Annotated in this window: 13 protein-coding genes and 1 pseudogene; 6 read left to right on the top strand and 8 right to left on the bottom strand. The window is 41.5% G+C overall.

Translation table 11 applies throughout. The annotated features are described in order from the left end of the window. Nucleotides 1-194 (bottom strand): annotated as a pseudogene (locus tag QM629_RS03715) (IS630 family transposase); the annotation flags it as partial. A gap of 54 nt (nucleotides 195-248) precedes the next feature. Here QM629_RS03715 and QM629_RS03710 point away from each other — a divergent pair. Next, entirely contained in the window at nucleotides 249-665 is a 417-nt protein-coding gene (locus tag QM629_RS03710) for a hypothetical protein (RefSeq protein WP_415157319.1), read from the top strand. 162 nt (nucleotides 666-827) lie between these two features. Here the strand turns inward: QM629_RS03710 and QM629_RS03705 are convergent, their stop codons facing one another. From QM629_RS03705 to QM629_RS03695, 3 genes are all read right to left on the bottom strand, one after another. Then, complete coding sequence (locus QM629_RS03705) at nucleotides 828-1,061, bottom strand: hypothetical protein (RefSeq protein ID WP_415157317.1); 234 nt, start codon at nucleotides 1,059-1,061, stop codon at nucleotides 828-830. 46 nt (nucleotides 1,062-1,107) lie between these two features. Further along, nucleotides 1,108-1,314, bottom strand: a complete 207-nt coding sequence (locus QM629_RS03700) for a hypothetical protein (protein WP_415157315.1) — start codon at nucleotides 1,312-1,314, stop codon at nucleotides 1,108-1,110. Between the two features lie 89 nt (nucleotides 1,315-1,403). Further along, nucleotides 1,404-1,799, bottom strand: coding sequence for a single-stranded DNA-binding protein (locus QM629_RS03695; protein ID WP_415157313.1), 396 nt, complete (start codon nucleotides 1,797-1,799; stop codon nucleotides 1,404-1,406). A 644-nt stretch (nucleotides 1,800-2,443) separates the two neighbouring features. Between QM629_RS03695 and QM629_RS03690 the strand changes: the two genes are divergently transcribed. Together QM629_RS03690 and QM629_RS03685 are read left to right on the top strand one after the other, a co-directional pair. Further along, nucleotides 2,444-2,689, top strand: a complete 246-nt coding sequence (locus QM629_RS03690; protein ID WP_415157311.1) for a hypothetical protein — start codon at nucleotides 2,444-2,446, stop codon at nucleotides 2,687-2,689. Nucleotides 2,690-2,896: 207 nt separating this feature from the next. Next, nucleotides 2,897-3,565, top strand: coding sequence for a DUF6904 family protein (locus QM629_RS03685; protein ID WP_415157309.1), 669 nt, complete (start codon nucleotides 2,897-2,899; stop codon nucleotides 3,563-3,565). Between the two features lie 53 nt (nucleotides 3,566-3,618). On the opposite strand, the gene mobC is transcribed toward QM629_RS03685, so the two are convergent. From mobC to QM629_RS03665, 4 genes are all read right to left on the bottom strand, one after another. Continuing rightward, nucleotides 3,619-5,604, bottom strand: coding sequence for a conjugal transfer protein MobC (mobC, locus tag QM629_RS03680; protein ID WP_415157321.1), 1,986 nt, complete (start codon nucleotides 5,602-5,604; stop codon nucleotides 3,619-3,621). A gap of 18 nt (nucleotides 5,605-5,622) precedes the next feature. After that, nucleotides 5,623-6,930: a relaxase/mobilization nuclease domain-containing protein gene (locus QM629_RS03675; protein WP_415157307.1), complete on the bottom strand. Its 1,308-nt coding sequence runs from the start codon at nucleotides 6,928-6,930 to the stop codon at nucleotides 5,623-5,625. Continuing rightward, a complete protein-coding gene (locus QM629_RS03670) occupies nucleotides 6,918-7,307 on the bottom strand; it encodes a plasmid mobilization protein (RefSeq protein WP_415157305.1) in 390 nt (129 codons plus the stop codon). The genes QM629_RS03675 and QM629_RS03670 overlap by 13 nt, the downstream gene beginning before the upstream one ends. A gap of 196 nt (nucleotides 7,308-7,503) precedes the next feature. After that, on the bottom strand, nucleotides 7,504-8,442 hold the full coding sequence (locus QM629_RS03665) for a toprim domain-containing protein (protein ID WP_415157303.1): 939 nt from the start codon (nucleotides 8,440-8,442) through the stop codon (nucleotides 7,504-7,506). Nucleotides 8,443-8,585: 143 nt separating this feature from the next. Between QM629_RS03665 and QM629_RS03660 the strand changes: the two genes are divergently transcribed. From QM629_RS03660 to QM629_RS03650, 3 genes are all read left to right on the top strand, one after another. Next, nucleotides 8,586-8,840, top strand: a complete 255-nt coding sequence (locus tag QM629_RS03660) for a hypothetical protein (protein ID WP_415157301.1) — start codon at nucleotides 8,586-8,588, stop codon at nucleotides 8,838-8,840. Nucleotides 8,841-8,846: 6 nt separating this feature from the next. Then, the gene (locus QM629_RS03655; RefSeq protein WP_415157299.1) at nucleotides 8,847-9,059 is read left to right on the top strand and encodes a hypothetical protein; all 213 of its coding nucleotides are present in this window, start codon (nucleotides 8,847-8,849) and stop codon (nucleotides 9,057-9,059) included. Nucleotides 9,060-9,120: 61 nt separating this feature from the next. Then, nucleotides 9,121-9,970, top strand: an 850-nt coding sequence (locus QM629_RS03650; protein ID WP_415157297.1) for a UPF0236 family transposase-like protein, incomplete at its 3' end; no start/stop codon positions are given.

Raw genomic sequence — 9,970 nt, 5'->3', positions numbered from 1 at the left:
GTTTTTGTGTTGATTTGAAGCATCCCTGCCACTTGTTCATTTGTAAAAGGTTGCTTCCCATCATTGACTGAGGCATCGCAATTTAACAGAATGCACGCATTGCGAAACTGTTGAGAGCTATGCTTACACTTGTTCATGATGCCCTTTAGTTCCTCCCGCTCCGCATCCGTTAATGTTACTTTATAATGTACCATAGCTTTTTTTTTAACAGCTAAGGTACATTATTTAACAGACATTATGTAATTGACATGACAGTAGATGAGCTTGATAAAATCAATCTGCGTTTAAAAAATGCCCGTGAAATGCGAGCCGATAAAGAAATGGATATGGACGACTTCAGGACGCTGAAACAGGAGTGTGAAGAAAGGGCAAATGAACTGGAGTTAAAATTAATGAGAACAGATATCAAAGAAAAGGGAGTTGACGATTTAATCAACCAGGCAATTGACAAGCTGATTTTATTTGAAGATGTTTATGCCAATGGTACAAGTGCGGAGCAACGTTCTATCGTTGGTTCGATCTTCACCGAAAAATGGGTTTTTGACGGAGAGCAACATCGAACCAATAAAGTGAATGAAGTTGTTGAGTATATCTACCTAATTAATAAAGAATTAGAGGACAAAAAAAAATGGGACAAGCAACGATTTTTCGCACTTGTCCCATAGCGTGACCCCGCTGGGACAAAACTCGAACTCGTTATTGGAAGATTTGCGGCGGCTGGTGGCTTTATTTTCTAAATAATATAAAAAATTTTTAATCCCCTTCACCAAGACTGAAAAGGGAATATAACGGCTTACCGCCCCCTCGATCCATACTGAGGCGCCTGCTTATTTCAAAAGCCATCCTGTCAAACCCCTCACCATCATAATGGTAGCAGCCCATTTCAATACCCATTCAAAAAATAAGGTTATCAGCCCGGTGAAATAGTTATTAAAATGCTGCAGTCCACCTACCCCCCTGCGGCTGAATTGCCTCATGCCAATAAGCAGCCTGGTTACCAGGCCAATAAAAAACAGGGTGGGATAAGACGTGCCATGTAATAGTTTTATGATTGCTTCCATAACCCTGTTTTTTAAATGTTATTTTTTACTGACTTCTGCTATTTGATCAATCTAATTTTTCAGAGGTATAAATCCCATTGATATAGTAGCCGATAAGCTGCTCCCACAGTCGTATTAAGCTGTCGGTATCTACATAGAAATACGCTGTTCGGTTACAATGAATAATATATACAGGCACGCCCCTGTAATCTTTATCAAGGCTTTGTGACTTAGCGTACCTTTTGGCCTCGTTTTTTGATTTTGTCTTCTTCATAAATACTGATTGATAGTTAAGGCAGCCACCTTTACAGGCAACCGTCTGTGGTGAATTAATTAAGGTTATGCACCATGAATGGATGTATATTAAAAGGGCAGGTTTTCGCCCTCCCTGTTATTACCTGCCGGTGCTGCGGAGATGTTGCCGTTATCCGGCGCTGCAGTTTGTGCTTTTTTTCCACCCTCGTGGAATTTGATTTGTGAAGTATGGAAATTGAGCGATGCATGCAGCCCCCCGTCCTTACCTACCCATGCCCTTGCACTAACCCTTCCAGTAAGCTCAACCAATGTTCCTTTGGTGAGTGCCTTAGCAACATTTATTGAAATCCAGTAAGCGCAGTTGAAATACTCAGTGTGTTCTATCCGTTCACCTTGTTTGTTGCGGTAGCTGTCGTTGACCGCTACGGAAAAATTCACTACCTGTTTGTCATTAGGGGTTGTATTGATCTTTGCGTCCCCCGTTAATCTGCCGATGATGTTCATAACGTTTGAATTTTAATTGTGAAACCATTTTGTTCAATTTTTTTTCACCCGCCTGCCCAAAAGAGCATTTTTCCAAAAGAAAAGGGAAAAAGAAAGCAGCGCAGTAGTGGAGACGAAGGCGCGGAGAGCTATAAGTCCCCGCAGGGTGCAAGCGTTAGCGTAGCATTATGCGCTCGCAGCAACGAAGGCGGAACTATTTTAGCTGCCTTTTGCCCGTTCGTTGGAAAATGCAAAAGCATAACTGGTTATCATTACCTGCGGAATCAGCTTAAAGAAGGCTCTAACAATAAAGCATGAGGGAGATGTAAGGCGGTAAGGAAACGGGCCGGTCACGTTGCAAGAGGACGGAAGCAAAGCTTACCCCGGAACCACGCGGACTGCAAGGGCATGCCCAAACAATAATATAAATCATACATACACCAAATAACATCACCACTACAACTTTTGATTTTCTGCCGGAATAAAAATGAACATTGTCACCTGCTAAAAGTGATGGCGCTGTAAATAATTAAAGGATAGAAAGAAATAGTGACAGGTTCCTTTAAAACTAAACCTGAAAAAACAAACACAAGAAAACTCAGGGCGATTATTTTGCCGATCTGTTTTACGGGAACGATTATTTTCGCCACTCAGAAATTATTTGGATGGAACATTATTTTGAGTTGCCCGTCACTATAAATGGAGAAGATAAGCACTTTAAAGGACGGCTGGCAACATTTGGCTATGTGTATAAATTCTATATCATTGTAGATGGACAGGAACTTGTTTTTGAGAACGATGACGAACAGCAATACAGGGTGTTGTCTGAAGGAACCGCTAACGAAAAAGTTATCGATCCGGCTTTAATACAGGCAATCATTACAGTTCTTGATAAGCTTCATGACCGGTAACTTGGGCGAAAGAGTATTCGCTATGATGACCAGGTTTTATAATCATATCTTTCAAGGTTATATTATTCCCATATTTTGTATTTAGTGTCATGTTAAGCAAAATATGACGTTTAATTTTGTGATGAATACTGCATATTTAGAGTAATATTTACCACTCATCATTGACAAATCAAGCTTAACTTAACATTAGTATTGATTTAGTATTTCATGTTACAGGCATATCCTACAAAGAATGGTACCGGCATATCTATATTCAGTAATTATGGCGGGCTTACATTGCTCTATGATACTATTCATCATATTGCCAATAGCCTCAACCAGAAAGATAGTTCGCAGGAAGCACAGTTTCAATTGCTGATGAATTTTGCGTACGAAGTAAGGAAAGCTTCGTCAGGGCAAAGGCTCAAAGAACAATTTACATTTGACGGGGATGATATACGGCATACGTTATATGGCTTTCAGCTTGTGTGGACGGATATTTTGATCTTCATCAATACATTAAGGTATAATGCCGGTTATATACAAACAGATAAATTACAACAGGCAGTATTATACCTGCTTGAATATATCACAGAGCAGGCGCTGTTTGATTATGACCCTGTTGGGGCAAGTAGTATAAAAGAGCTGGTGGCCCAAAGAATAAATGTCCGCAGCCAGTATGCTTTTATTATTTACCAGGCATTGCATATTAAGTATGTTACTGAAAAAGCCGGTAAGGCAAGGTTCAGAAAGATACCGGAATTGATTGCTGCGCATTTTTCTGAATGGAGACAGGAGCATAAGAACCTGGTTGCATCTTTTCAGAGACTGGCGAAAGAACAGGATTGTTCAATAGCCGACCTTGAATTTTCTGACTTCCCGGAAATCGTATGGTAATAAATTAAAGTTAAGATGTACCCTCCCCTCATTACACTGGCGCCCTATACATTTTATCCTTTTTTAACCACCAAATGGCTTAACCCCGGGTCATTCAACAGCCGTTCCATTTCTGATTGGATAATGTCTTGTATGTCCTGCTTTATCTGGAGATAATTTCGTTGTACCATGCTGTTATCCAGTTTACGGATAACTTCAATGTCTTTATAGTTTCCCTGTTCCCTTTTAAGTGCTTCATGGTCATTGATGATTTCGCAGTGAAAGGTTTTGAGTTCTATTTTGTTATCCGGGTCGTCTGCAACCATGCCCACAAATTCGCCGGAGCTTAAAGCCGATATTTTCGAAGGCGGTATAGCAGACTCCAGTTGTTTGGAACGGCTAATGGATGTATCGCCGCTATTGATGGAATAACTTTCCCTGTCCTGCATAATCTTACCAAAGCGTTCCGATAGCTGTTTTGCCGTGTCGCCGGTTACCTGCCCGGCAATAATGTTGCCTGTGATGTTCATGATCACATCCGCCTGTTCACGCCCGTAATCTTTACGAAGTTGTGAGAAGTCCTGAATACCCAAACAGGTGGAAACTTTATTACTTCTTGCAGTTGCAATTAAGCTGTCCATATTGTTTAAATAAATGGTTGGGAATTCGTCAAAAATGAGGCTGCTTTTTAATTTCCCTTTCTTATTTACCTGCTTTACAAGGCGCGTTACATACAGCGACAATACTGCACCGTATATCTGTATTTTCTGGGGGTTATTGCCCATGCAAACGATCTTCGGATCATCCGGGTTATTGATGTCCAGGTTAAAATCATTGCCTGATAATACATAATATAATTGAGGTGACGAAAGCCTTGCCATAGCCACCTTTGCCGATGCGATCTGGCCTTCCAGTTGCTCCATGACATCATTCAGATAAGCATTCACAAAAGGATTGATCAATACCTCAATTTCCTTTTCGGTACGCAGCAAGGTAAACAGGCTGTCATAATCCACCTGCATCAGTTCGATCACATGGGGCAGGGTACAGAACTCGCCGTCTTTATACTTACGTAAATACCATATCACTGCGGATAAAAAGTTGATGGGAGACTCTACGAAAAAATCACCCTGGCGTTTGATCCATTCCCTGTTCAGTCCCATTAAAATAGTACGTGCCGATTCTGCCGCATCCGTAATGTCAGTCATGGCAGACGGCTCTAAAGGGTTGCAGCGATGGCTGCGCGTTAAGTCGTCAAAATTGATAACATAAAAAGCAGGCGGCTTGTTGTATTTGTGCTTATTCTTTAGCCAGGAGTTATAAGCAATTTTGGTAAGGTCATCGAACTTAAAATCATATACGAACATGGTGAACCCTTTGCGGATGTGTTGTGTAATAACATGCCTTATTACAAAGTATGATTTGCCCGAACCCGGTGTACCCAATACCATAACGGCACGAAAGGGATTGATGATATTTATCCAACTGCTGCGTACTTTATTTTTCAATTGATATTTGGCAGGCAGGTTAATGGAAAATTCATTTTCCAAAAAGCGTTCTTCCTGCGGAAAGGTTTCATTTTCCTTGTTGAAAATATCCTTGTTGTTTAGCTTATTTTTAATGATGCGGGAAAGCAGCGTACCACCTGTAAGCATCAGCAAAAAGCCAATGGAAGTTATACCCATATAGATAACTGCTTTTTCCTGAACAGGCAATTGTAACACCAAACATAGGTAACTGAAAAAATAAAACAGCAGACCTGTAATGACGTAAGCAAAGGCCGTTTTGTAATTCAGTTTTTCATCCTTCCTGCCTTTAGCACCCAACAACGAAATCGCCAAAAACCCCAATGCGATCAACTTGGAGTTATGGAAATTTCTAAGCAATCCTGTGTTACGGATATTGCCCAACAAGCGGTCGCTAAATTCGCTGACCAGCCCCCATTCCCGGAAGGCTCCGTAACAGAAATAATAAAAATGGATGATTAAAATAACGATGCTGATGAGCCTGGTCATATCCAGAATTTTCCGCAACGCCTGTTCATTCTCTCCTGTCTGCATAGCCATGATCGTATCGTTTTATTGGTTATCGGATATATTTTTTCTTTTCTTCTTTCTGCGTTTCTTTTTCAGTTGGTTCGGCACATAGTCTGATGCGTGTTCCGGTTGCAGCAGAGCATCAAGTACATTACCCGTACCTGATAGTAATGTAGCAGGCTGTAAATCGTTGGAAGCGGCTTTGGTTTCTGCCGCAGGTGTAGCCTGTGTCTGTAACCCAATGGATGGTTTCAGGGCTGGATGCGGCAGCAAATCCTGCGCTGGAACTTCTTTTTGCAGGCAACGTTCCTGTATCGCTTTGGCGCTATATGCCTTGCCCAATGCACTGCCATTGAATACGCATTGTGTCCGGTGGTCAACGTATGTAATACCGTACAGCAATCCGTCCTCGTTTTTGCGAAGCACCGTATCAATGCCCTGCTTTTTCAGTGCCTTTATCAATTCGTCAATGGGAAGCGTTTTTTTGTGAAGCAAGGCCATATCAATGGCATTCTTTACCCTTACCTTATGGGGCAAACGTTTGGCTTCATTGCCGGTAAACCTTGCTTCCAAAAACTTCAATGTTGGCCTGTTGTGAAAGTCGCTGGCCTTGATCGGTACGCCGATGGGATTGCCCTGCTCGTCCAGTACCCAGTACACCAGGCCACCGCTTTTAAAGACCCTCGAATCTTCACTACCCCGGTCGGCCATTACATTGTATTGTTTAAGCATGGCGTTAAGCTCCGGCAGGCTGGTATAACGATACCGTTCCAGCACGTTTTCCAGTACGTTTGCAATGGCCCTTCGGGTATCCGTGCGGCCATACTGCACCTTACGCACATCAACAGGTTTTAACTGGAATACCTGCCGTCTTTGGTGCTTATCCGCTTCCACCAGGCCAAACATTTTTTCAATCTCTTTGCGTGCCGGTTCCGACTTGCGGATGCCTAAATGATGAAGGTTAATGATATTGCCATTGGGCTGTATATTCGTAGTGACCACATGCAGGTGCGGATGTCCCGCATCGTGATGCTGGTACACCAGAAAAGGTTGCTGACCAAACCCTATTTTCTGCATATAAACCCTGGCAATTTCCATCAGCTTTTCTTTGGGCATACCTGTTTCTGAAGGATCGAAGTTGATTGAAATATGTACATTCTTCCGTTCAACATCCTTTCGTAATTCTGTCCTTTTCAGCAGGTAGCCTAACTTAATTTTGAGGCTCATATCCTCCGCATCCAGTGGAAAATTTTCTGCCCCGATACACTCGGCAACCCCTTCTTTAACCTTGTTCTCATTGTAGTTGAAAATACGGTGCATGGAGTGGGCGGGATTAATCACTGTAACCATATTTCCAGCATTTTTCTGATGTTGTTCCTGACTTCTTCCAGCTTATTATGAAGCGTTTTTTTCTCGACTTCATAGACCATCAGCCAGCTTTTAAATTCTGAGATCTGCTGAAGCGTATGCAGCTTTTTTACGGCCTGATTGAAGTTGTTTCCAATGGCGTTCAGCTCGCTGCGCAGCTTCGTAAGTTCTGCCATTGCGTCATCCTGCGAACGGTTACGATAGGTTGTTACAATGGGCTTATCAAAGAGGCTGTGCCGTACATATTCGCTTAGCTTCCGGCAGGTCGTAGCCTTCCATTTCTTTTCAATTTTCACATACTCGGCGGGCGTTAGCCGCAGCCCGATGATGCGTGTCCTGTTTGCATTTTCCTTTTCCATCACTTATCATTTTCACGTTATCAAACACGGTTTGTCCTTTTATCCGCAAAGCCCGCGAGTTCCGAGCAAGGGGCTTACAAAATCCGGTTGTTAAACAACCGTTCATCTTGCCGATTGCGAAAAATGCAATCTCTCAGCTTTTATAATCTTTTAAAGACCTTTAATCAGCAGGAAGTATTTTACAATCGCCAAAACACTATGACGGGCTTTTAAGGTTTACTTTAATTTCTGCCTGCTTATATTTCTCTTGTCTTTTCCCGAAATTCATCACCCAGTCATTAAAGTCTTTGTAGTTCTTATAAAGAGTGCTCTCATCTTTATATCTGGCACTTAATGAAAGCGCATAACGACTGTAATTTTGTCCTACCCTATCCCTGTCTAAATAAAGCCTGATTGCGTTATGTTTTTCCATAAAAGGACGTGCAGTTTCAAAGAAGGATAAGGAGTTTAGCACAACAAAGTCAAAGCGGTCTTCGGGTTCACGTTTATGGATAGCCCTGAAGGAAAGGAAGTCCATAAAACCTTCAAAAACGATCACTTCATCAGCATTATGATTGAATGTAGTAATACTCTTTGGCGAGCTGCCTGCTTTAAAGTAAGGATTACGAATTTCAAAGCCTCCCAAATCGTTTTTAAAGCCGATGCCGTAATATATTTTTTTGTTGACTTCATACCGGACTTCACGGCAATATTTATCTGCTATATCAATCGGTATGCGCCGTTGGTGCAGGTAGCGCAACAAGGCAGTTGAAGAAAGAATAAAATCTCCTAAAATTTTTATCTGGCTTTCCGGTTCTTGTTGGATAAGAGGCTGACTGATAATTGGCTGTTGAAGGGAAAAATTAGCGGTTAAATTTTGAAGCAGTTCGCCAATGGTGCATCTATGATAAAGAACAGCAAAGTCAACCAGGTTACCACCCTTGCCTAAACCATGATCGTACCAGCGGTTCAGCTTACGGTTGATTTTAAATGAAGGTGTTTTCTCAACCCGTAAAGGAGATAAATACCAATAATCATTGTTCCTGATCTTTGAAGGTGTATAACCTAAACCGGACAGATAATCTACCATATCCATTTCTCTGGCTTCGCTGATGGAAAGCCGCTTTTCCTGAAATCCATAACCCCACTTTTTCAAACACACATTCAGTTCTTCACCATGCAAGTTAAACAGGCACTATGGCATTAACCTATCCTCATCATATTTTAAGCAGGATACAGAACACTATGCGGATTACTTTTGTGCAGTGGGTATTGTTTAAATTTTAAAACGTGCAGGGTATGCTGACAACAAATGATGTAGCCCGGATCTATGACACTATTCTGAGTATCCCGGGGATGAGTGAGATGGTGAAAATTGACATGAAGGTTTCCCGCAAAAATGTATTGCTGTTGTATAGCGTTATTAAGCGTGGGTTAACGGTTAAAGACGATGATAAATCTTATGCTTTGCTGGAAAGCATTCCGCAGGGGGTGCATTTCAAATTTTCGCTTGCTCAAGAAGTCATACGGCTTAAATTTAGGAAACAAAACTGATAAACTATGACCAGGGAAGAATATCTGGAAGCCGCAGCAAAACGATATGATGAACTGCGCGATCTAAACTTAATCACCGATTTTTATGATTACGAAACGGAGTTTGTAAAGATCTGGCAAGACCTGGGCCGCGAGGTATTAGAGAAGAACATAAGCGATCCGGGAAAGGATAAGCGTAAAAAAAAACCTTACGACGCTGGGTTATGTAACCATAAATAATGCACATCCCTTCAGTAAAGGGAAAAATGGGTTTCAAATATCCCCCAAACTACAGGAACTCATGGTTTATTCTGCCCAAACAGACAGCTATGAAAACTGTAATGAAGTATTAGAAAAATACATTAATATAGAAGTAAGCGCTACCCAGGTTTGGCGGGTAGCAAATGTATATGGGGAAGAAGTGGGTAAGAGTATTTCAGCAGAAGTAGTCTTAACGCCCTGCCGAAAAGACGAAGTGGTGTATGCAATGGCAGAAGGTTCTATGATATTTACCCGGGAGGAAGGATGGAAAGAGCTAAAAGCAGGCCGTATATTTAAAAGCTCATCCTGTATCCATGCAGACGATAAACCAGGCTGGATAAGCAATTCCCAATATTTAGCCTATTTGGATACACACAAGAAGTTTACCACGGAGATGGAGAAATTATTGGATCATTACAATCAAAGCGGGCAGCCTATTGTCTTTATATCTGATGGTGCTGCATGGATAAAAAACTGGATAGAAGATGCTTATCCTGAAGCAATATCAGTGTTAGATTTTTACCATGCCAGTGAACACTTACATGATTATGCCAAAGCTGATATTAAAGAGGACACCCGCAGAAAGCAGTGGTTGGATGAGCATGTAACATTGTTGCTAAATGGTGAAGTGCAAAAGATCATAGATGAATTAAAGGGTTTGCCAATAATATCGGAACAGGCACAGCAATTAATGGATTACTATGAGAGCAATAAAACAAGGATGAATTATCCATTGTATAAAAAAATGGGTGCTGGCATTATTGGTTCCGGAGCAATTGAATCAGCACATAGAACCGTAATACAAAAACGGATGAAACAATCCGGACAGAGATGGAGCAGAAGGGGAGCTCAAAATATGCTGCATCTGCGGGTTACTAAAAAAAATAATC

The organism is Parafilimonas sp. (assembly GCF_047606085.1).
Lineage (GTDB): Bacteria > Bacteroidota > Bacteroidia > Chitinophagales > Chitinophagaceae > Parafilimonas.
The sequence above is the reverse complement of the archived record's forward strand: the minus strand, read 5'-3'. Positions and strand labels throughout refer to the sequence as shown.

Excerpts from the sequence above, each read along its gene's own strand:
- QM629_RS03710 (WP_415157319.1), top strand. The coding sequence starts at position 249 with ATGACAGTAGATGAGCTTGATAAAATCAATCTGCGTTTAAAAAATGCC.
- QM629_RS03705 (WP_415157317.1), bottom strand. The coding sequence starts at position 1,061 with ATGGAAGCAATCATAAAACTATTACATGGCACGTCTTATCCCACCCTG.
- QM629_RS03700 (WP_415157315.1), bottom strand. The coding sequence starts at position 1,314 with ATGAAGAAGACAAAATCAAAAAACGAGGCCAAAAGGTACGCTAAGTCA.
- QM629_RS03695 (WP_415157313.1), bottom strand. The coding sequence starts at position 1,799 with ATGAACATCATCGGCAGATTAACGGGGGACGCAAAGATCAATACAACC.
- QM629_RS03690 (WP_415157311.1), top strand. The coding sequence starts at position 2,444 with ATGGAACATTATTTTGAGTTGCCCGTCACTATAAATGGAGAAGATAAG.
- QM629_RS03685 (WP_415157309.1), top strand. The coding sequence starts at position 2,897 with ATGTTACAGGCATATCCTACAAAGAATGGTACCGGCATATCTATATTC.
- mobC (WP_415157321.1), bottom strand. The coding sequence starts at position 5,604 with ATGCAGACAGGAGAGAATGAACAGGCGTTGCGGAAAATTCTGGATATG.
- QM629_RS03675 (WP_415157307.1), bottom strand. The coding sequence starts at position 6,930 with ATGGTTACAGTGATTAATCCCGCCCACTCCATGCACCGTATTTTCAAC.
- QM629_RS03670 (WP_415157305.1), bottom strand. The coding sequence starts at position 7,307 with ATGGAAAAGGAAAATGCAAACAGGACACGCATCATCGGGCTGCGGCTA.
- QM629_RS03660 (WP_415157301.1), top strand. The coding sequence starts at position 8,586 with ATGCTGACAACAAATGATGTAGCCCGGATCTATGACACTATTCTGAGT.
- QM629_RS03655 (WP_415157299.1), top strand. The coding sequence starts at position 8,847 with ATGACCAGGGAAGAATATCTGGAAGCCGCAGCAAAACGATATGATGAA.